The following is a 20605-nucleotide window of genomic DNA, read 5'->3' on the forward strand; positions in this document are numbered from 1 at the left end:
GATCTGGAGTCACCCCACCATGCAGGCAGAACCGAAGAAGTCGCTGGTGGGGGAGGAGTACGAGGTCGAGATCGGCCCCGTCGCCCACGGTGGGCACTGCATCGCCCGCACCGACGCCGGCCAGGTGCTGTTCGTCCGGCACACGCTGCCCGGCGAGCGGGTCGTGGCCCGGGTGACCGAGGGCGAGGAGGGCGACCGCTTCCTGCGCGCGGACGCGGTCGAGATCCTCACGGCCGCCAAGGACCGCATCGAGGCGCCCTGCCCCTTCGCCGGGCCCGGCCGCTGCGGGGGCTGCGACTGGCAGCACGCCAAGCCGGGGGCGCAGCGCCGGATGAAGGGCGAGGTCGTCGCCGAGCAGCTGCAGCGGCTCGCGGGACTGACGCCGGAGGACGTCGGCTGGGACGGCACGGTGATGCCGGCCGAGGGCGACAAGCTGCCGGCCGGGCAGGTGCCGCAGTGGCGCACGCGCGTGCAGTACGCCGTCGACGCCGACGGCCATGCCGGACTGCGCCGGCACCGCTCGCACGACGTGGAGCCGGTCGACCACTGCATGATCGCCGCGGAGGGTGTCAGCGAGCTGGGCATCGAGAAGCGGGACTGGACCGGCATGGCGTCGGTGGAGGCGATCGCGGCGACGGGGTCCCAGGACCGCCAGGTGATCCTGACGCCTCGGCCGGGTGCGAGGCTGCCGATCGTCGAACTGGACCGCCCGGTCTCGGTGATGCGGGTCGGCGAGAAGGACGGCGGTACGCACCGCGTCCACGGCCGCCCCTTCGTCCGCGAACGCGCGGACGGCCGCACCTACCGCGTCGGCAGCGGCGGCTTCTGGCAGGTCCACCCGATGGCCGCGGACACCCTGGTGACGGCCGTCATGCAGGGCCTGCTGCCGCGCAAGGGCGAGATGGCGCTCGACCTGTACTGCGGCGTCGGCCTCTTCGCCGGCGCCCTCGCCGACCGCCTCGGCGACAAGGGCGCGGTCCTCGGCATCGAGTCCGGCAAGCGCGCGGTCGAGGACGCCCGGCACAACCTGGCCGACTTCGACCGGGTCCGCATCGAGCAGGGCAAGGTCGAGTCGGTCCTGCCGCGCACGGGGATCACCGAGGTCGACCTCATCGTCCTGGACCCGCCACGGGCCGGGGCCGGCCGGAACACGGTGGCGCACCTCGCGTCGCTGGGGGCACGGAGGATCGCGTACGTGGCTTGCGATCCGGCGGCGTTGGCTCGGGATCTGGGGTACTTCCGGGATGGGGGGTATCGGGTGCGGATGTTGCGGGCGTTTGATTTGTTTCCGATGACTCATCATGTGGAGTGCGTGGCGATTCTTGAGCCGGTGGGTAAGGGCTCCTGACCTGCGGTTTCGTGCGTGCGCAATGTGTACGGTGTGGGGGTAGCCCGGTCGGTCAGCCCGCGTAGGCGCTCGGGCGCCTCTGTTCGCAGGGTGCCCGAGCTCGCGTGGTCCGTCCGGTGCCTCAATGGTGGGCGTGTGCGACGGCGTGGCCCTTGCCGCGGCCGATCATCCACTTGTTGACCGGGGTGGTGATCAGGAAGGCGACCGCGAACCCGCCCAGCAGCGCCGCCCAGAACAGCCCGTCCGACAGTTGGGCGTCCATCGCGCCGGGGGTGAGCGCGACGATGGCGTTGTCGACGAGTTCCATCACGGCGATCGAGACCGTGTCGGCGGCCAGCGCGACCTTGATCGCGGACTTGAGGTCCAGGCCGGCCCGGAGGACCGCGAACAGCGTGAACGAGTAGCCGAACAGGAACGCCAGCGCGATCGCCAGCACCATGGTGGGGACGTTGCCCCACAGCAGTGCGGTGCCGATGGCCATGCCGAGGATCTCGCCGATGGCGCAGCCGGTCAGGCAGTGCAGCGTCGCCTTCGCCGCCGTCGACCAGGACGCCCCGCGGTGAGTGCCCTGGTGAGTGGCGTGGTGTGCCGCGTGGCCGTGGCCCTCGTGGTCGATGGGTGTGTGCGTGGTGTCGGTGTGATGAGCGCTGTGGTCCATGACCTTCATCCCCTGTCCCCGGTCCCCGGTCCAGTGTGACCCCGGCGTAGGGCCCACGATCCCAAACCTATACCCCTAGGGGGTATGTGGCAAAGGGTGATCCAGTCAGATGGGAGTTCGTGCGAGGGGGCGCAACCGGGGCGCCCGGGGAAGCGGACCGGACCCGGGCGCCGGCGGTCTGGTGGGATCAGCCCTGGTAGCCCACCAACGCCATCATTCCGGCTTCGCCGTGGTAGGCGTTGTGGCAGTGCAGCATCCACTGCCCCGGGTTGTCCGCGTCGAAGAACACGGACGACGTCCTCTTCGGAAGGACGATCGCGGTGTCCTTGCGTGGGCCGTCGCTGCCGAGCTGGTAGGTGTGGCCGTGCAGGTGCATCGGGTGCCACATGGTGGTGGTGTTGACGAAGTCCAGCCGCACCCGCTGGCCTTCCTCGACCGTGATCGGGTTCGCGGTCGGGTTGTTCATGTCGAACCGCTTGCCGTTGACGGCCCAGTTGTAGGTCATCATGCCGCCGGTCAGCTCGGTACGGTGGACCTGATCCGCCTTCTTCGACGCCAGCCGGACGTCGTCCGCCGCGCGCAGCTGCGAAGCGGTCGTGATCTTTCCGTCCAGTTCCCTGGGGCGCGTCGTCGGGTTCGGCGGGTCGCCCGAGCCGGTGCGGACCAGCGCCATACCGGTGGCGTTCTTGCCCTCTGCCAGCGCGACGAGGGGGAACACGCCGTCGCCCAGGGTGACGAGGGCGTCGTAGCGTTCGCCCATGCCGATCAGCACGGTGTCGACCTGCTGGTGCCGGATCGGGAAGCCGTCGGAGTGGGTGAGGGTGAGCTGGTGGCCGCCGAGAGCGACGCGGTACGCGGTGTCGCCGCCGGCGTTGATCAGGCGCAGCCGGACGCGCTTGCCCGGTTTGGCGCGGAAGACCTCCGGGTCGGCCGGAACGCGGCCGTTGATCAGGTGGTGCGGGTACTTCACGTCGCCGGCGTCGCCCCCGAGCAGCGGGCTCCGGGCACCCATCAGCATGAACTTCATCGACATGCCCGAGCCGGAGGACGGGGACGGTGAGCTGCTGGGCGCGTCCGTGCCGCTGCCCATGTCCATGCCGGCCATGTCTCCCATGTGCATCCCGCCCATGCCATGCCCGAGCTCGGCGAAGGCTTCGTCCGGTGTGCCGGTGACGCCGTCGAGCCAGTCGTCGAGGACGATCACCCACTCCTCGTCGTACGACAGCGGCTCCCGGGGGTCCTCGACGATCAGCGGTGCGTACAGGCCCCGGTCGAGCTGGGCGCCGACGTGCGGGTGGAGGAAGTAGGTGCCGGGTGTGTCCGCGGTGAACCGGTAGGTGAAGTTGCGTCCTGCCCGGACGGCACTCTGGGTGGCCGGTGGCACGCCGTCCATGTCGTTGCGCAGGGCGATGCCGTGCCAGTGGATGGAGGTGGTGGCCCGGTTCGGCAGCTGGTTGGACAGCGTGGCGGCGAGCGTGTCACCGGCCGAGACGCGTACTTCCCTGCCCGGCAGTCGGCCGCTGAAGGCCCAGGTCCTGGCTGTGATGCCGGCGCCCAGGTCGACCATGGCCCGGCTGGCGGTCACGGTCAGTTCGTGCGTCTTGCCGGTCCTGGTGCGCTTCTTGTCGGCGGCGGCGACGGCCGACCCGGAGGGGCCGATCAGGGCAGGCGTACTGCTGGAGCCGCTGCAGGCGGCAAGCGCGCCCGCGCCCGCGACGCCGAGTCCGGCCAGCAGGGCGGAGCGGCGGTTCATGCTCTTCACAGGGGTGTCCTCTTCTCGATATCGCTTCTGTTCGGTGCGCGTGCGGACACGGCTGAGCGCACACGTGGGTGCGCGCAGCCGCGAGCGCCGCGGCCTACAGCAGCAATCGAGAGAGGACCGAGAGATCGGGTGGGGCCCTGCCCGCGGTGCCCGGGACGTCACGGCCTACGGCTGCTCCGGGAGGGAGGGCCGAAGCCGAGCCGGTGGAGGGCTGGTGGGGAGGCGGGAGCTTCATGCTGTCCACGCCGGCGGCGGAGCAGTGCTGCATCAAGGAACCCGGGCATGCCCCGTCCCCTTCGTGGGCCGTGGTCGGGTCGGTGACGCCCGGCGGCATGGAGTGCCCGCCCGTGTGGACGAGCGTCGCCGGTGCGTCCGTGTTGTGCGTGCCCGCTACGCCGTTGTGCATGCCCGCGACGCTGCTCGGCCCGGAAGCCCGGGCGGGTGGCACGTGGGTGAGGGCGGCGGCCGTTTCGTGGTGGACGAGCACGGCAAGCGCCGCCACCAGCGTGATGACGGCAGCGCGTGTCCACCGGAGCACGGCACCGTGAGTGGTGCCTCCTCGGTGAGCGGCTGCCGGCATGGCTTCCATTCGTGCTTGAGCTGAAACGGTCGTCGCCCGTCAATATACCCCGTGGGGGTAATCTGGCTATCCGGCGACCGAAGTGGGAGGGCGGACACCCGCCGCGACGGGGCTACAGCCGCAGTGCGCGGCGCAAAGTGTCGCTGAACTCCGCGAACTTCTCCTCTGCCCGGGTGGGGTCGCTGCGGGCGGCGTCGGTGACGCAGCCGCGGACGTGGTCGTCGAGGAGACCGAGGGCGACTTCCTGCAAGGCACGGCCGGCGGCGCTGATCTGGGTGAGGACGTCGATGCAGTACCGGTCGTCGCTGACCATGCGGGAGATGCCGCGTATCTGGCCTTCGATCTTGTTCAGGCGGGCCAGGTGGTCGGCTTTGTGGTCGGCGTAACCGGGTGTCCGTGCGTGCTGCCCGTGAGCGTGGCGTGGGGTGGCTGGAGCGCTGGTCATCGGAGTTCACCTTCCCGGTGCATTCCGCCGGACGTGGGGGCCGTACAGCGGTCCGGGTCGCCGTCGAACGTGGCGGCGCAGTGGGCGGAGCAGAAGTAGTACGTGCCGTGCTCGGTCTGCCGCTGTTCTGCGGCGGTGGTCCTGTCGACCTGCATGCCGCACACGGGGTCCGTGACTGTGGTGGCCGCGGTGTTGTCCGGGGTGCGGTCGGCGGCGGACTCGACATGGGGCCGGACGCCGGTGGGCTGGGCCTCGGGCAGCGGCCGGGTGTGCCAGCGGCGCAGCCGGGAGGCGTTGGTGACCACCGAGAGCGAGCTGAGCGCCATGGCCGCGGCGGCGATGATCGGGCTGAGCCGCAGGCCCCACAGCGGATACAGGGCGCCTGCGGCGAGCGGGACGCCGACCGCGTTGTAGACCAGGGCGAAGAACAGGTTCTGCCGGATGTTGCGCATGGTGGCCCGCGACAGGCGGATCGCGGTGACCACGCCTCCCAGGGAGCCGGAGATCAGGGTGATGTCGGCGGCCTCGATGGCCACGTCGGTGCCGGTGCCGATGGCCATGCCGACGTCGGCGGCGGCCAGGGCGGGGGCGTCGTTGATGCCGTCGCCGACCATGCCGACGGTGCGGCCCTCGGCCTGCAGGCGGCGGATCTCGTCGGCCTTGTGCTCGGGCAGCACCTCGGCGAGCACCCGGTCGACGCCCACCTGGGCGGCGATCGCCGCGGCGGTGCGGGCGTTGTCGCCGGTGATGATGACGACCTCGACCCCGAGGTGCTTGAGGGCGGCGATGGCGGCGGCGGAGTCGTCTTTGACGGTGTCGGCGACGGCAAGCACACCTGCGGGACGTCCGTCGACGGCCGCGAGCACGGGCGTCTTGCCCTCGGCGGAGAGGGTGGCCGCCACCGGGGTCAGCGCGGAGGTGTCGATACCGATGCCGCCCAGCAGCCTGGCGGTGCCGACCAGGACCGCGTGCCCGTCGACGGTGGCCTGGACGCCCTTGCCGGTGACCGAGTCGAAGCCGGTCGCCGTCGGCGGGTGAAGCCCACGCTCGCGTACGCCGGTGACGATGGCCTGCGCGAGCGGGTGCTCACTGTCGGCCTCGGCCCCCGCGACCAGCCGCAGCAGCGCCGTCTCGTCGAATCCGCCGACGGTGTGGACGTCCGTCAGGACGGGTTTGCCCGCGGTGACGGTGCCGGTCTTGTCCAGGACTACGGTGTCCAGCTTGTGCGCGGTCTCCAGGGCTTCGGCGGAGCGGATCAGGATGCCGGCCTGGGCTCCCTTGCCCGTGCCGACCATCACCGACAGCGGCGTGGCGAGTCCGAGTGCGCACGGGCAGGCGATGATCAGCACCGCCACCGCGGAGACCAGCGCCAGGGTGAAGGCGGGCGACGGCCCGACGGTGAACCAGATGGCGAACGTGCCGATCGCTATGGCGATGACCGCCGGTACGAAGTACGCCGATACGGCGTCGGCGAGCCGCTGGATGGGGGCCTTGGATGCCTGTGCCTGCTGCACAAGCCGGACGATCTGGGCGAGCATCGTGTCCGCGCCGACCTTGGCAGCCCGTACCCGCAGGGACCCGGTGCCGTTGACGGTGGCGCCGATGACCGTGTCCCCGGCGTGCTTGGTGACCGGCATCGGCTCACCGGTGACCATCGACTCGTCCACGGCGGAGGATCCGGAGATGACCTCGGCGTCGACCGGGATCTTCTCGCCGGGCCGGATGCCGATCTCGTCTCCGACCATCACGTCCTCGACGGGGATCTCGGACTCGACGCCGTCGCGCACGACCCGTGCGGTGCGGGCCTGGAGGCCGAGCAGGGCCCGAATGGCCTCGCCGGTGCCGGCCTTCGCGCGGGCCTCCAGCAGCCGTCCGAGAAGGATCAGGGTCAGGATGACGCCGACGGCCTCGAAGTAGACCTCCCGCACGTCCTCCGGCAGCAGGCCGGGGGCCAGGGTGACCAGCAGGCTGTAGCCGTAGGCGGCCGAAGTGCCGAGGGTGATCAGGGAGTTCATGTCGGCGGCCCGGTGGCGCAGGATCAGCCAGCCCGTCACATGGATCGGCCACCCGGTGTAGAACATCACCGGCGTGATCAGCGCCAGCTGCAGCCAGTGGTTCAGCATCCAGCCGGGCACCCAGTCCGCGCCGAACAGTTCGTGCGCCATCACGACGAACAGCACCGGGGCGGTCAGCACCGCGCCCAGCAGCACCCTGCGGGTGAGGTCCTTGATCTCCGCCTGCCGCTCGGCGGCGTCCGCGGCCTCCGACTCCGCGGCCGACCGCTCCTCACCTGCCGACCGTTCCCCACCTGCCGAACCTGCCGAACCTGCCGAACCTGCCGAGGGTGGCCCGCCGACCGCAGAAGGAGGCGCGACCGTGGTGCCGGCGCCGTCGGAGCCGGGTGGTGCGCCCCCTTCCGCGGGTTCGACCAGCAGCGTCCCGTGGATCATGTTCATGCCGCAGGCGAAGCCGAAAGAGCCCGGCCGGTCCGGGCTCAGCCGTACGGTCGTACGGGTGTGGGCGGGCAGGCCCGCACCGACCTTCAGATCGGGGAAGACCACCCGGGAAGTGCACTCCCCGGCCTCCTGCCGGTCGAAGACCAACTCCACCGGCATGCCCTGGCGCACCTTGATCAGGTCGGGGCTGTAACCGCCCCGCACCGTGACCTCCACCCGCTGCACGCCGCCTTCCAGCCGCGCGGCACCGGCCCTGCGCGGCCCGAAGAAGTACCAGCCCAGCGCCCCGGCCAGCACGGCCGAGGCCAGGACCACGACGACATCGCCAGCACCCATGGGCCTCTCGCCTCCCTTGGCGGGTCACTCCCCAGCCTGCGCCCGGGTACCCGTGCCGGGTAGGGGCGGAACGACCCACCGGGCCTGCACCGTCCGGCCCCAGACCGCCGCACCGGGCAGAGGGACGATGCAGGTGAAGGAACAGGAAGACCCCGGGGTGCCCGTCCGGCCCCCGGTCGCCGACAGCCGAAGCAGGTGAGTGGCGATGATGTTCTGGTACGACCACGACGTCAGTGGGTGGGGCTGGTTCGCGATGTCGGCCGGCATGATCCTGTTCTGGGCGCTGATCATCACAGCCGTCGTGCTGCTCATCCGCGCCCTCAACAGCCCCCAGGAACACCCTCACCCCCACCCCCACACTCCGGCCGCGCCCACGCCCACGCCCGAGGACATCCTTCGCGAGCGGCTGGCGCGCGGAGAGATCGACGAGGAGGAGTACCGGCGCCGCCTGGCCGCGCTGCACGCCGGCCCCCTCACCAAAACCTGAGACCGGGCTGCCTGATTGCGGGACACAGCTCTCCGCTGAGGGAGGCCCGTGATGACGCTGATGATGTTCTTCATGATGCGCGGCATGCACGGCCAGGACATACACGGCCGTGACCAACACCGCGACCGAGAAGACCGGGACGAAAACCCGCTGCACAAGCACGACCACCACACCGGGCCCGGTCGGCTCTGACCGCCCGCGCCCGTGCCCGGTGGTGCGGGATCATCTCCTGCGCGAAGGAGACGTCCTGGTTGTTGTGGGCGCCGGCCGTGGTGACTCCCGCGCCGTACGAAGGATGCTGCGCCGATCGGCGCGGGACACGGCGAAGTGCCGCATCCGCGCCCATGACCTGATGGTGCGGGCACGGCTCGGCCCTGTCCTGGATCCGCAGGAATTGCAGTTCGGCAAGCGTGAGAGGTGCGCGCCCCTCCGGAGCGACGGCGAACTCCGTAGCGGCGGCGAAGAACCCGTGCCCGATGTCGCCGGGGGAAACCGGGCCAACAGGGTCGGGCACCGGCAAGGGAAGTACGGGGCCCGCGCCGACGGCACCGGACGCACACGTGAGGTCGTCCGGCGGGCGCCGAGCCCGTGTCTGCCGCTCAGGTCGTGGACGTGGGCACCGGGAACAGCATGCAGCTGCTGGTGGCGTGGGCCAGCAGGCGGTCGTTCTCATCCACCAGCTTGGCCTCGGCGAGTGCGGTCTGGCGGCCTCGGCTGATGATCGTGCCGATGGCCCGGACCCGGCCCGTGTCCGCGGTGATCCGCTTGAGGAACTTCACGGTCAGGTCGAGCGAGGTGTAGCCCATGCCCGGCGGGAGCGTGGACTGCACGGCGCATCCCGCCGCCGAGTCGAGCAGGGTGGCGTAGACGCCGCCGTGCACGCTGCCGATGGGGTTGTAGTGCTCCTCGCCCGGCGTGATCGAGAAGACCGCCCGGCCCTCGTCCACCTCGTCGAGGGTGAAGTCGAGGGTCGCCGCGATGGGCGCCGCGGGCAGCTTCCCCGCCTGCACCTCGCGCAGGAACTCCAGGCCCGAGGCGCGCCCCACGGCGGCGGCGGTGATCGAGGGGTCGTCCCACTCGTAGGTGCGTGACCGTCCCATGACTCGGCATCCTCTCAGCTGACTTCGATGATTGAAGCTAGCCCGTCGTACCTCTGACTGTCAAAGGTGAAGCCAGCACCTAGCATGGAGGCATGGAGTGGCTTGAGGTCAGCACGGAGAACTGCCCCGTCCAGCGCACGCTCGATCTGGTGGGGGAGAAGTGGACACTGCTGATCGTGCGGGACGTCGCCTGCGGCGTCCGCCGGTTCGATGACTTCCGGCGGCACATCGGACTGTCGGAGGCGGTACTGAGCGACCGGCTGCGGAAGCTGACCGCGGCCGGCATCCTGACCACCGTCGCCTACCGGGAACCGGGCAGCCGGTCCCGCAACGAGTACCGGCTGACCCGCAAGGGGTGGGACCTGTGGCCCGTGCTCGTCGCGCTGCGGCAGTGGGGCGACACGTACGCGGCGGATCCCGAAGGCCCGGTCATGGACATGCGGCACACGGAGTGCGGGGCGCCGGTCCGGGCCGTCGTCGCGTGCGGCGAGGAGCACGTCGCCCTGACCCCCAGGGAGGTCACCGCCCGGCCGGGCCCCGGCGCACGCCGACGGGCGTGAGGCTCCCCGCGCAGGGGTGGGTTCTCGGTCCGATCGGCGCTGCCGACGACTTCGTACGATCGCGAAGTGCGCGTCGGCCGCGAACGGCGTCGCTGCTCGCCGCGCGCGTCGAGCCCGGCTGTACGGGCGTGCGCCTCAAGGGCGTACAAGAATCTTCACTGGTGCGTTGGGCCCGTGCGGCGCGTCGAATGCACCGGCCACGCCCTCAGGACTCACCTCGTCCGTGACGAAGGCGTCGGCGTCGATTCGTCCCTCGCCTACCAGGTTCGGCGTGCGGGCGTACTCCTCCCTGTGGTTCGGTACCCGGCTGTACGAGCTTGAAGACGAGGCGCGCGGCGGCCCGCTGTGCGGACTGCCGTAGACGCATCCGGGTCCGGAGCGGTGCCGGAGTGCCTTCGAAGCGGGTGAAGAGGGACTCGGCGTTGGTGCGGTTGACGGCCTTGAGCGGCCCGGGGGCGAGATGGGTGTCGAGGCCGTTGGCGAAGTACTGGCCGGCGGGGGTGGGGGCGAAGGGCCAGTCGCTGCCGAACAGGACGTGTCCGGGGCGGGCGAAGGCCAGCAGGGTGGGCAGGGCGGCGGGGCTGGAGGACAGGGCGGTGTCGAAGTAGAAGCCGCGGAAGTCGTGCAGGACGTCCAGCGGGCTGCGCCCGGTGTCGGCGGCGATCGCGACGGCCATCCGGTGCGAGGCGTAGGGGACGAAGCCGCCGGCATGGCTGAGGATGAACCGGACGTTCGGGTAGCGGCGCGGGATGCCGTTGCGTACGAGGAGGTAGGCGGCCCGCGTGGTGTCGAGCAGGAAGTCCGCGGCGAACGGCGGGATGCCCTCCACCGGCGGCGCCGGAAGGTCGGCGGGGTGCACGAACACCACGGCCGCGTGCTCGTCCAGGATCTGCCACAGCGGGTCCTGACCCTCCGCGCCCAGGTAGGTGCCCCGGTTGTTCGCCAGCAAGGTGACTCCGTCGGCGCCCAGTTCGGTCAGCGCCCGCAGGGCCTCGGTGGCGGAGGCGGTGACGTCCGGCATGGGCAGGGTGGCGAACCAGCCGAACCGGCCCGCGTGACCGGCGGCCAGATCGGCGGAGAAGTCGTTGAGCCGCCGGGCCAGACGGGCGGCCTCGGCCTGATCGTCGAGGAAACCGGCGCCCGGCGTGGACACGGACACGATCGCCGTGGCCGTGCCCAGGAGATCCATCAGCTCCAGAGCCGATTCGGGACTCCAGTCCGGCAGCGCCCGGCCGCCGGCCTCGGCGATGCCCTGTCGGGCGAGGAGGTCGCGGTAGAAGGCGGGAACGATGTGCTGGTGGACGTCGATGCGGTGCGGGACGGAGGGCATGGGGCGGCTTCCTGGGTGGGGGGCGAAGCGGGGCGACGTGGATGCCGTGCGGCTTCCATGCGGTCCCGGCTGTCGGCCGGTCTCGGCGAGGACGCTACGGCGGTGGCCGCCGTAGGGCGCGGCGGCGTGCTCGGTGCGACGAGGAGCGGTGCGGGGTGTGAGTGACGTCGCCTCCGGCGGCTCAGGCGAAGGTCACGGACACGGGCCCGAGGACGCCGAAGCGTGCCTCGACCCGCTGGCCGGCGCTGACGAAGGGTGCGGTGGTCATGGCGCCGGGCAGCACCATCTGGCCACGCTCCAGGCCGGTGCCGAAGGCGGCGAGGGTGTTGGCGAGCCAGGCGACCGCGGCGGCGGGGTGCCCCAGCACCTCACCTCCGTGGCCGTGGGCGACGCGCTCGCCGTCGATGACGAGATCGACGTCGACGGCGGCGAGATCGGGCACGTCGGCGAGCGGGGTCCACGGGCCGCGGACCAGACCGGCGGAGCCGGCGTTGTCGGCGACCGTGTCGACGAGAGTGATCCGCCAGTCACGGATCCTGCTGTCGACGATCTCCAGGGCCGGCGCGACCGCCTCGGTGGCCGCGAGAACGTCCGCGACGGTGATGTCCGGGCCGCTGAGCGGCCGGGCGAGGCGGAAGCAGATCTCCGGTTCGATGCGCGGGGCACAGTAGCGGGCGGCGAGGAGGGTGCTGCCGTCGCGGTGGACCATGTCGTCCAGCAGATGCCCGAAGTCGGGCTCGTCCACGCCGAGCAGCTGCTGCATCGCGGGCGAGGTGAGCCCGACCTTGTGCCCGACGACACTCGCCCCGTCCTTGAGGCGCAGTGCGATGGTGGTCCGCTGGATCGCGTAGGCATCGGCCAGGTCGAGGCCCGGCAGCAGCTCCGACGGCGGCCCGACGGGTGTCCCATGATGCTCGGCCCGGCGCAGCATGCGCGCGGCGGCGGCTCGCTCCGCGGCGGTCAGGGTCACCGTCCGCCCTTTTCCGTGAAGCGGTTCGCCGCATCGAAGACGAACCGTGCGTGCAACTCGAACATGGCCACCAGGTCGACGGCGTCGCCGTGGATCTCCCGGTGCACGAAGAGACCGTCGGCGCCCGCCACGGCATAGGTGGTGAGCGTGCGCACGGTCGCCTCGTCCAGACTCGGGAACAGGGTCTGGACCATCTCGGTCACCTTCTGTCCGGCGATGTCGCGGACCTTCAGGAAGACGCTGCGGCCGCGCGGCTCGGTGGGACGTCGCTCCAGGGCGAGCATCAGGCCCAGGCGCAGGAAGTCGGGGGCGTCGATCAGGGATTTCGCGACGTTGGCGGCCATGGCGGTGACCCGCTCCAGCGGTGTGCCGGCCTCGTCCCCGGGCAGTTCGACGGCCGCGAGCCAGGTCTCGAAGCTGCGCTCGATGACCGCGGCGATCAGGTCGTCCTTGTCCTTGAAGTGCCAGTAGATCGAGCTGGCCGGCAGTCCGCACTTGGCGCTGACCGCCGCGATGGACGTGCCCTCGTATCCGCGCTCGCCCGCGATCTCGACGGCGGCGTCGAGGATCCGCTGCCGCGACTCCACCCCGTTGGCGCGCTTCTGCCGCGCCGTACGTGGCCTGGTCATGCGATCCGCCCTCCTGTCGTACCGGCGCTTGACCGCCTCCGGAGCGGAGCTTACCGTATCGGTCATTCCAATTGGAGTAATCGCTACATCAAGAGCCGACAGGGGCACAGTGAGGGACACAGTGAGGTGGCCTGATGAGTGAAATCAGCGCCCAGGACGGAGCCACGGACGGCTCCTACGACGTGGCGGTGATCGGTTACGGCCCCACGGGCGTGACCGCCGCGAACCTGCTGGGGTCGATGGGCCTCAGGACCGTGGTGATCGAGCGTGACGCGGAGGTCTTCTCCCGGGCCCGGGCGATCTCCACGGACGAGGAGGTCGTCCGGATCTGGCAGCGGATCGGCCTGGCCGACCGGCTGAAGCAGGACATGCTGGCCGACCGGCCGCTGGATTTCGTCAATGCGCGCGGCCGCACCTTCGTGAGCGCGCACCCCGTTCCCCGGGGGCACGGTCATCCGCCGCAGATGTTCATCTACCAGCCGGCCCTGGAACAGGTCCTGCGCGACGGCGTCGACCGCTACCCGAACGTGGAGATCCTGCTGCGGCACGAGTGCCTGCGCCTGCGCCAGGACGCCGAGGGCGCCGAGCTGACCGTGGTGGATGCCGATGACTCGGTACGGCGGCTGCGCGCGAAGTACGTCATCGCGGCCGACGGCGGCTCCAGCCTCACGCGGGCACAGCTGAACGTGGGGTACGAGGGACGGACGTACGAGGACCGCTGGGTCGTCATCGACACCGAGATGCTCGAACCGTGGCCGGACCACGACCGGTTGCGCTTCCGCTGCGACCCGGCCCGCCCGGCGGTCGACTGCCCGACACCGCTCGGTCACCACCGCTGGGAGTTCCCGATCCTGCCGGGCGACGACGAGACGTACCTGGTCACCGATGAAGCGATCTACTCGATGGTGGCGAAGTACGGGATCGGCCGGGACCAGATCAAGATCCTGCGGGCCACCGTCTACAGCCACCATGTCCGCTTCGCCGCCCGCTTCCGGGTGGGCAGGGTCTTCCTCGCCGGTGACGCCGCGCACGCGATGCCGCCGTGGATCGGGCAGGGCATGGCCGCCGGGGTGCGCGACGTGGCCAACCTGTGCTGGAAGCTGAACGCCGTGCTGCTGGGCGAGTTGCCCGAGTCGGTGCTCGACTCCTACGAGGCCGAACGCAAGCCGCACGTCAAGGAGGTCACCAAGCGGGCCGTCTTCGTCGGGCGGGTCATCACCGAGCGGCGGCGCGCCGTCACCCGGGTCCGCGACGCCGTGATGCCGGTGCTGAACCGGGTGGGCGGCTTCAGCGACTGGCTGCAGGACTCCAACTGGATCCCTGTCGCCCACTACGCCGAGGGTCTGCAGGCCCGCCCCCGCGCCAAGGCGACCGGGCATCAGGTACCCCAGCCGTGGGTGACCGGCGCGGACGGTGAACGGGTGCGCCTGGACGACGTGCTGGGCGGCCGCTGGCTGCTGCTGCACCTCGGACCGCCCACCCCGCAGCCGGGCTGGGAGCGCCTGGGCGTCGAGTCGCTGGCCGTCCTGCCGGTGGGCTCCAAGCCCGCCGAGGGCGCGGTCGTCGACAGTGACGGCGTGCTGCTGCCCTGGCTGACCGGGCACCGCGCGACCACCGTCGCCCTGCGCCCCGACGCGTACGTCTACGCCGCCGCGCCCGCCGGCTCCCGACTCCCGCTGCCGCCCGCCGGGTTCGCCCCGGCATCCCGACTGATCGCGAAGTGAGGACCACCCCATGACCTCGCACACCGAGCTGCCCGAGATGCGGGAGCGCCTGCTCGACGTCGGCGGCAGGAAGATCTTCGTCGCGGAGACGGGGGAGGGAGCGCCCGTCCTGCTGCTGCACGGCGGCGGCCCCGGCGCCTCCGGTGTCTCCAACTACTCCCGGAACATCGCCGAGTTGGCGAAGGAGTACCGGGTCGTCGTCCCCGACCTGCCCGGCTACGGCCGCAGCGGCAAGGGCGTCGACCCCACCGACCCGTTCGGCGCGCTGGCCTCCGGCATCCGCGGCGTTCTGGACCGACTCGGCCTGGCCAAGGCGCACTTCGTCGGCAACTCCTACGGCGGTGCCTGCGCCCTACGGCTCGCCCTGGACACGCCCGAGCGGGTCGACCGTATGGTCCTGATGGGCCCCGGTGGCATCGGCACCACCCGTGCGCTGCCCACGCCCGGCCTGAACAGCCTGCTCAACTACTACGGCGGGGACGGGCCCTCGCGGCTCAAGCTGGAGAAGTTCATCCGGAACCACCTGGTCTTCAACGCCGCCCGGGTACCGGACTCGGTCATCGACGCCCGCTACGAGGCGAGTATCGACCCCGAGGTGATCGCCAGCCCGCCGCTCCGGCGCCCCAAGGACCTGCGCACCGTCTGGAAGATGGACTTCACGCGCGACAGGCGCCTGAGCCGTCTCGCCGTGCCCACCCTCGTGCTGTGGGGAGCGTCGGACAAGGTCAACCGCCCCTCCGGCGGCCGGATGCTGGCCGAGCGCATGCCCAACTGCGACCTGTACGAGGTCGCCAACACCGGCCACTGGGTGCAGTGGGAGCGCGCCGAACTCTTCAACCGGCTGTGCGCCGACTTCCTGGCGGGCCGTCGATGAACAGCACCGCTTCCGTCTTCGGGGCCGTCCACCTCGGCTACATGGTCATCGAGTCCGACCGCTTCGCCGACTGGCGCCGCTTCGGCACCGACGCCATCGGTATGCACCACGACGACGTCTCGCCTGATGCGATGCGGTTCCGGCTGGACGATCAGGAGTGCCGTTTCCTGATCCGGCGGGGTCCCGCGGAGGACGTCACGGCGCTCGGCTGGCACATCGACGACCACGGCTCCTTCGAGCGGATCGAGGCCCGTATCCGGGCCCATGGCGTCCCCGTGGTGCGGGGCTCCGACGAGGAGGCCGCCCTGCGCGGCGTGGAACGTCTCCTGCGGTTCCCCGGCCCGAAGGGCATCGTGCAGGAGATCTACACCACTCCATCGACCTCGTCCGAGCCGCTGAAGATGCTCTCCTCCGGCTGGGTGACCGGCGACTCGGGCATGGGCCATGTCGCGATCACCACCGCCAAGCCCACCCTGCTGCGGGGCTACTACAACACGGTCTTCGACGCCCGCCTCACCGACTGCATCGACGAGACCATCAGCGGCGTCAAGCTCAAGATCCGCTTCCTGCGGGTCGACGAACGCCACCACTCCGTCGCCATCGCCGCCGTCCAGGGCCTGCCGATCAACCCGATCCGCACCCGTGTCCAGCACCTCAACATCCAGGCCGCGTCCCTGGACGACCTGGCGCAAAGCTACGACCGGGTCCACGAACTCGGCTTCGACATGGCCCTGTCGGTGGGCCGACATACCAACGACAAGGAACTCTCCTACTACGCCCGCACGCCTTCCGGCTTCGAGTGGGAGGTCGGCTGGAACCCCCTCGTCATCGACGAGAGCACCTGGGAGCCCAGCACCCACCGGGGCATCAGCATCTGGGGCCACAAGCCCGTCGGCCAGACGATCATCGACAAGCTCGACCAGTTCCGCTTCGGGGCACGTTCCCTGGCCCGCCCGGAAATCACGGTTCCCGCACTGAGCGGCGCCGGCTTCCCCGACGATTGAGCAGCGATGCCGGTGACCGGACGCCTCGTGCGCGACCTCGGACCAGGCGAGAGACCACATGCCAGAATGGGCGGGCCGAGCGCGCTGTCCAGCCGTTCTCCGACGTGATCCACCGAGGTAGTGCCGTGACCAAGCCTGTCGCCCGCGAGCCGCAGCGACGCAACTCCCGCTCCAATCGGGCGCGCATCCTGGCCACGGCACGCCGGGAACTGGGGCGGAACCCCGACATCACCCTGGAAGAGCTGGCGCGTGCCTCCGGTGTCGTACGGCGGACCCTGTTCGGTCACTTCCCCGGGCGCGCGGCGCTGTTGGAGGCGCTGGCCGAGGAGGCGGCGGAGGCGCTCCGGGGCGCGGTGGCGGAGGCGGCGGAGCCGTCGGAGACGGCTGACCAGGCACTCGCGCACTTCGTGCTGTCGATCTGGCCCGTCGGTGACCGCTACCGCATGCTCCTCGCGCTGGCCCGGCACGATCTGGGCGCGGAACGCGTCACCGAGATCCTGGCGCCCGCCCGGGAGAAGGTCGCCGCCATCCTGGACCGAGGGCAGCGGGACGGTGTCTTTCATGACCACCTGCCGTCCGGGGTGCTCAGTGCCGGCCTGGAGGCGATGACCATCGCCCTGCTGGAGGAGGTCAACACCGGGGCGCTGGAGGACGACGGGACCCGGGTGGCCGTCGCCACGCTGATCGCGGCCGGGGTGCCGGAGAAGCGCGCCCGGGTCGTGGTCGACACGGTCGTCACCACGACGGCCGCCGCCGACGGCTGAGCCGTTCTCCGGGCAGGCGTCCGACGCCGTGGTGACGCCGAGCACTCCCGCAGCGGGGAGCGAGGTCGAGGCGGGGAGCACCGTCACGTCGCCACCGACTGACGGTCTGCACCGGGCCGTCAGGCACTCCGGTAGGACGACTAGTCCCGCGTCGAGTCGTCGGACGAGACGTCGTCGGGGCGGAAGGTGACCGACTCGCCGGAGAATCGGGCGGTGAGCCCGTCGGCGGTGGTGGTGACCGAGCGCAGGGTCAGGCCGTCGGGGATGTTCTGGAGCTGGATCGGCTCGGCGAAGACCTTGTCGAGCACCCTCTGCCCGGCGTGGGGCAGCAGACCGCCGGTGACCTCGAAGTCCTTGAAGGCGATGCGGTTGCCGGAGGCGGCCGACACGGTCGCCCTGACGGCGACCGTGTCGCCGAAGGGCATCGGGATCCGTGCGCCGACCTGACCGGGGTCGCTGCCCTGGGAGAACTCCAGGCCGAGGGTGTCCGAGATGTCGGTGTAGGACAGAAGAGCGGTGGCCTTCGCGCTGCGCGCCTTCGCCTCGCTGTCGTCGTCGGACTTCGTCAGCCCGTTCAGCCGGAGGTCGAGCTCGGACACCGGCAGCGGGCGCGTCGTGCCCCGGGCCGGTATGTCGTGCGCGGTGATGTCCACGTGCCCCAGACTGTCGGAGGCCAGCTGGGTCAGCACGGGGAAGCCGCGGACGTGGACCTCGGGTGGCAGGGGAGTACCCATGCCCTCCTGGAACGCCTTGGCGGTGTCCGACTCGACCCGTGAGGCCGCGAAACGGTCGGCCGCGACGGGGGCGACGACGAGGATGAGCACGGCGGCGGCCGCGACGACCGCGGGCCGGCGAAACCGACGGTGAGGACGGGGCTCGTACGGTTCGCAGGGCTCGTACGACTGATCTGTGACGCCGTTGCCGTTCTCGCCGTACGCGGACTCGGGCTGGTGCATGGGTCCTCCTTCAGTGGGTGGAGTGGGTGCCGTGCAGGCGGCGGACCGCGGACGCCGCGGTGTCGGCGTCGACGCCCGCGGTGATCAGGGCGGCGGTGGCGGCTGCTGTGCCGTCGTCGGCCCAGGTGCCGGCGTTGACGTTGTCGAGCAGCGCGAGCAGGTGTGCTTCCAGGGCTCTGCCGAGTGGGCCCGCAGGGATGCAGGTGTGGAAGGTGCCCTCGCGCTGGCCACGGGCGAGGATCCCCGCGACCGTGCCGCGGGCCGGGGTGAGCAGTGCGGTGATCCGTTCCGGGCTCAGTTCGTGGCGGGCGAGGCCGATGAGCACGCGGTAGCGGTCGCCGACCGGCCACAGGGTCAGGACGAAGCGGGCCAGCGCGGTCATGGCGTCGGCGGGCGGGGAGTCGTCGACGGCCAGCGCGAGACGGATGGCCTCCGCGGCGTCCGCGGCGAGGCCCTCGACGAGTGCGGCACGGCCGGCGAAATGCACGTACACGGTTCTCCGGGCCACCCCGGCGGCCTCGGCGATGTCGGCCAGGCTGCTGTCGGGGTCGCGGCCCAGTTCCCGCCGGGCCGCTTCCAGGATGCGGAGCCGGGTCGACCGCGGGCCGGGGCGGCGAGGTGCTCGCGGCGCTGGTCGGCTGGTCACTTCGGTGCCTCCGGTACGGCGAAGGAAGGGCGATTGCGAGGAAGGGGGTGAGTGCGAGGAAGGGTGAGTGCGAGGGGGGAGGGGGGACGAGGTGGATCGGGCGCTCCGATATTTGCACACCGGCGAGCAATAAACTAGTCTGCTCATCGATGTGCAATTAGCTGTCCCCTGGAGCTGTGATGCCTTTCCTCGCCACCACACCCGTAGAGAAGATGACCGGGCCCTACGCCCGGCGCTGGTGGGCCCTGATCGTGCTCTGCCTGAGCCTGCTGATCGTCGTCATGGCGAACACGTCGCTGATCGTGGCCGCCCCGGACATGACGAAGGACCTGGGGCTGAGCAGCAGTGACCTCCAGTGGGTCATCGACGGCTACACCGTTCCGTACGCGGCGCTGATGCTGGTGCTGGGCTCGATCGGCGACAAGTACAGTCGCCGCGGCGCCCTGATCACCGGTCTGGTGGTCTTCGCGGGCGGCTCGGTGATGGGCAGCCTGGTCGACGAGACCGGACTGGTCATCACGGCTCGCGCGATCATGGGCGTCGGTGCCGCGGTCGTCATGCCGGCCACACTGTCCCTGCTGGTCGCGATCTTCCCGAAGGCCGAGCGCGCCAAGGCCATCACGGCCTGGACCGCCACCTCCGGCCTCGCCATCGCGGTCGGCCCGCTGGTCGCCGGCTGGCTCCTGGAGGACCATGCCTGGGGCTCGACGTTCCTGATCAACGTCCCGATCGCCGTGGCCGCCGTGATCGGCGCGCTGGCCCTGGTGCCGCCGTCCAGGGCTGAGGGCATGGGCCGGATCGACTACGTCGGCGGCCTGCTGTCGATCGTCTCGGTCGGCTCCCTGGTCTACGCGGCCATCGAGGGCCCGCACTTCGGCTGGGGCACCGGCCCGATCACCGCGGCCGTCGTCGCGGGCGTGGGCCTGCCGGCCTTCGTCGCCTGGGAGTTGCGCCACCCGCACCCCATGCTGGACGTCCGCAAGTTCGCCCAGCGGTCGTTCAGCGGCTCGATGCTGGCGGTGCTGTTCTTCTTCTTCGGCACCTTCGGCGCCCTCTACTACGCCACCCAGTTCCTGCAGTTCGTCCTCGGATACGACGCCCTGGAGACCGGCGTACGTCTGCTGCCGCTGGCCGGTGCCGTGTTCGTCGGCGCCGCGGCCACCGGACGGCTGACCCCGAAGCTGGGTGTGAAGGTCATGGTCGGCGCGGGTATGGCGATCGGCACGGCGGGCGTCTTCCTGCTCACGCGGATCGAGTCGGGCTCGACGTACACCGACTTCCTGGCGCCGCTGCTGATGCTGGGCCTCGCGATCGGCCTGAGCGTGTCACCGGCCACGGACACCATCATGGGCTCCTTCCCCGAGTCCGAACTGGGCGTCGGCGGCGGTGCCAACGACACCGCGCTGGAGCTGGGCGGTGCCCTCGGCATCGCGATCCTCGGCTCCCTGCTGGGCACCGCCTACCGCGACAAGCTGACGGAACTGGCCGGCGCGCAGCTCCCGCACGCCGCGCTGGAGACCGCCAAGGACTCGGTCGGCGGCGGCCTCGCGGTCGCCGAGCAGGTCGCCAGGACCCCCGGCGCCACGCCCCAGCAGGCGCAGGCCCTGGTCGACGCGGTGCACGAGGCGTTCGCCCACTCCGTCGCGCAGACCAGCCTCATCGGCGGGATCATCATGGCCGCCGGGACGGCGATCGTCCTCGCGGTGCTGCCCGGTCGCGGGCGTGCGGGCAAGACCGCCCAGGCCGAAGCGGCGGAGCCGGAGGGGGAGCGGGTGGACGCCGCCTGACGCGGCCACCCCGAGATGGCCGTGCGCCGCTCAGGCACGGCTCCTCGAAACGGCCGTGCCGGAGCGGCGCACGGCCCGGGGGGGGGGCCGGGGGGGGCCGCCCGCCCCCCCCCCCAGCGGGGCCGCCCCCCGGCGGGCCCCGCGGGGGGGGGTTTGGGGCACCCCCGGGGGGGCGGGGGCGCCCGGGCC

Annotated in this window: 20 protein-coding genes and 1 pseudogene; 9 read left to right on the forward strand and 12 right to left on the reverse strand. The window is 71.4% G+C overall.

Annotated elements, in window-relative coordinates; all coding sequences use genetic code 11:
* The first annotated feature begins 19 nt into the window (after window positions 1-19).
* Window positions 20-1348, forward strand: a complete 1329-nt coding sequence (locus tag ACFWYS_RS04035; RefSeq protein WP_384762949.1) for a class I SAM-dependent RNA methyltransferase — start codon at window positions 20-22, stop codon at window positions 1346-1348.
* 121 nt (window positions 1349-1469) lie between these two features.
* Here ACFWYS_RS04035 and ACFWYS_RS04040 read toward each other — a convergent pair whose 3' ends face one another.
* The 5 genes from ACFWYS_RS04040 to ACFWYS_RS04060 form a co-directional block, all read right to left on the reverse strand.
* The gene (locus tag ACFWYS_RS04040) at window positions 1470-2006 is read right to left on the reverse strand and encodes a DUF4396 domain-containing protein (RefSeq protein WP_384762952.1); all 537 of its coding nucleotides are present in this window, start codon (window positions 2004-2006) and stop codon (window positions 1470-1472) included.
* A 187-nt stretch (window positions 2007-2193) separates the two neighbouring features.
* Window positions 2194-3768, reverse strand: coding sequence for a multicopper oxidase family protein (locus ACFWYS_RS04045; RefSeq protein WP_384762955.1), 1575 nt, complete (start codon window positions 3766-3768; stop codon window positions 2194-2196).
* A 94-nt stretch (window positions 3769-3862) separates the two neighbouring features.
* Window positions 3863-4306: a hypothetical protein gene (locus tag ACFWYS_RS04050; protein WP_384762958.1), complete on the reverse strand. Its 444-nt coding sequence runs from the start codon at window positions 4304-4306 to the stop codon at window positions 3863-3865.
* 154 nt (window positions 4307-4460) lie between these two features.
* Window positions 4461-4793 (reverse strand): metal-sensitive transcriptional regulator, encoded by a 333-nt coding sequence (locus tag ACFWYS_RS04055; protein WP_384762961.1) that lies wholly within the window; start codon window positions 4791-4793, stop codon window positions 4461-4463.
* Window positions 4790-7585 (reverse strand): heavy metal translocating P-type ATPase, encoded by a 2796-nt coding sequence (locus ACFWYS_RS04060; RefSeq protein ID WP_384762964.1) that lies wholly within the window; start codon window positions 7583-7585, stop codon window positions 4790-4792. The genes ACFWYS_RS04055 and ACFWYS_RS04060 overlap by 4 nt, the downstream gene beginning before the upstream one ends.
* Before the next feature lie 205 nt (window positions 7586-7790).
* Here ACFWYS_RS04060 and ACFWYS_RS04065 point away from each other — a divergent pair, with 205 nt between their 5' ends.
* Both ACFWYS_RS04065 and ACFWYS_RS04070 read left to right on the forward strand, forming a co-directional pair.
* Window positions 7791-8072, forward strand: a complete 282-nt coding sequence (locus ACFWYS_RS04065) for an SHOCT domain-containing protein (protein WP_384762966.1) — start codon at window positions 7791-7793, stop codon at window positions 8070-8072.
* A gap of 51 nt (window positions 8073-8123) precedes the next feature.
* Window positions 8124-8264 carry a hypothetical protein gene (locus ACFWYS_RS04070; protein ID WP_384763441.1) on the forward strand — a complete coding sequence of 47 codons (141 nt, stop codon included), beginning with the start codon at window positions 8124-8126 and terminating at the stop codon, window positions 8262-8264.
* 250 nt (window positions 8265-8514) lie between these two features.
* Here ACFWYS_RS04070 and ACFWYS_RS04075 read toward each other — a convergent pair.
* Together ACFWYS_RS04075 and ACFWYS_RS04080 are read right to left on the reverse strand one after the other, a co-directional pair.
* Window positions 8515-8745 (reverse strand): annotated as a pseudogene (locus ACFWYS_RS04075) (hypothetical protein); the annotation flags it as partial.
* Entirely contained in the window at window positions 8672-9172 is a 501-nt protein-coding gene (locus ACFWYS_RS04080) for a PaaI family thioesterase (protein WP_384762969.1), read from the reverse strand. The pseudogene ACFWYS_RS04075 and the gene ACFWYS_RS04080, both read right to left, overlap by 74 nt.
* Window positions 9173-9264: 92 nt before the next feature.
* Here ACFWYS_RS04080 and ACFWYS_RS04085 point away from each other — a divergent pair, with 92 nt between their 5' ends.
* Window positions 9265-9732, forward strand: a complete 468-nt coding sequence (locus tag ACFWYS_RS04085) for a winged helix-turn-helix transcriptional regulator (protein ID WP_384762972.1) — start codon at window positions 9265-9267, stop codon at window positions 9730-9732.
* A 205-nt stretch (window positions 9733-9937) separates the two neighbouring features.
* On the opposite strand, the gene ACFWYS_RS04090 is transcribed toward ACFWYS_RS04085, so the two are convergent.
* The 3 genes from ACFWYS_RS04090 to ACFWYS_RS04100 all read right to left on the reverse strand — a co-directional run bounded on the left by ACFWYS_RS04090 (window position 9938) and on the right by ACFWYS_RS04100 (window position 12661).
* Complete coding sequence (locus ACFWYS_RS04090) at window positions 9938-11062, reverse strand: amidohydrolase family protein (RefSeq protein ID WP_384762975.1); 1125 nt, start codon at window positions 11060-11062, stop codon at window positions 9938-9940.
* Window positions 11063-11243: 181 nt separating this feature from the next.
* Window positions 11244-12032, reverse strand: a complete 789-nt coding sequence (locus tag ACFWYS_RS04095; protein ID WP_384762978.1) for a 2-keto-4-pentenoate hydratase — start codon at window positions 12030-12032, stop codon at window positions 11244-11246.
* Window positions 12029-12661, reverse strand: coding sequence for a TetR/AcrR family transcriptional regulator (locus tag ACFWYS_RS04100; RefSeq protein ID WP_384762981.1), 633 nt, complete (start codon window positions 12659-12661; stop codon window positions 12029-12031). The genes ACFWYS_RS04095 and ACFWYS_RS04100 overlap by 4 nt, the downstream gene beginning before the upstream one ends.
* 134 nt (window positions 12662-12795) lie before the next feature.
* Between ACFWYS_RS04100 and ACFWYS_RS04105 the strand changes: the two genes are divergently transcribed.
* The 4 genes from ACFWYS_RS04105 to ACFWYS_RS04120 all read left to right on the forward strand — a co-directional run bounded on the left by ACFWYS_RS04105 (window position 12796) and on the right by ACFWYS_RS04120 (window position 17027).
* Window positions 12796-14385: a bifunctional 3-(3-hydroxy-phenyl)propionate/3-hydroxycinnamic acid hydroxylase gene (locus ACFWYS_RS04105; protein WP_384762983.1), complete on the forward strand. Its 1590-nt coding sequence runs from the start codon at window positions 12796-12798 to the stop codon at window positions 14383-14385.
* 10 nt (window positions 14386-14395) lie between these two features.
* Window positions 14396-15259 (forward strand): alpha/beta fold hydrolase, encoded by an 864-nt coding sequence (locus tag ACFWYS_RS04110; RefSeq protein ID WP_384762986.1) that lies wholly within the window; start codon window positions 14396-14398, stop codon window positions 15257-15259.
* Window positions 15256-16263 carry a VOC family protein gene (locus ACFWYS_RS04115; RefSeq protein ID WP_384762989.1) on the forward strand — a complete coding sequence of 336 codons (1008 nt, stop codon included), beginning with the start codon at window positions 15256-15258 and terminating at the stop codon, window positions 16261-16263. The genes ACFWYS_RS04110 and ACFWYS_RS04115 overlap by 4 nt, the downstream gene beginning before the upstream one ends.
* 125 nt (window positions 16264-16388) lie before the next feature.
* Complete coding sequence (locus ACFWYS_RS04120) at window positions 16389-17027, forward strand: TetR family transcriptional regulator (protein ID WP_384762992.1); 639 nt, start codon at window positions 16389-16391, stop codon at window positions 17025-17027.
* Between the two features lie 140 nt (window positions 17028-17167).
* Here the strand turns inward: ACFWYS_RS04120 and ACFWYS_RS04125 are convergent, their stop codons facing one another.
* Together ACFWYS_RS04125 and ACFWYS_RS04130 are read right to left on the reverse strand one after the other, a co-directional pair.
* Window positions 17168-17983: a DUF2993 domain-containing protein gene (locus tag ACFWYS_RS04125; protein ID WP_384762995.1), complete on the reverse strand. Its 816-nt coding sequence runs from the start codon at window positions 17981-17983 to the stop codon at window positions 17168-17170.
* Between the two features lie 10 nt (window positions 17984-17993).
* Entirely contained in the window at window positions 17994-18629 is a 636-nt protein-coding gene (locus ACFWYS_RS04130; RefSeq protein WP_384762998.1) for a TetR/AcrR family transcriptional regulator, read from the reverse strand.
* Between the two features lie 179 nt (window positions 18630-18808).
* Here ACFWYS_RS04130 and ACFWYS_RS04135 point away from each other — a divergent pair, with 179 nt between their 5' ends.
* Entirely contained in the window at window positions 18809-20416 is a 1608-nt protein-coding gene (locus ACFWYS_RS04135; protein WP_384763001.1) for an MFS transporter, read from the forward strand.
* The last annotated feature ends 189 nt before the right edge of the window (window positions 20417-20605 follow it).

It is taken from the genome of Streptomyces sp. NPDC059010 (assembly GCF_042740355.1).
Classification (GTDB): domain Bacteria; phylum Actinomycetota; class Actinomycetes; order Streptomycetales; family Streptomycetaceae; genus Streptomyces.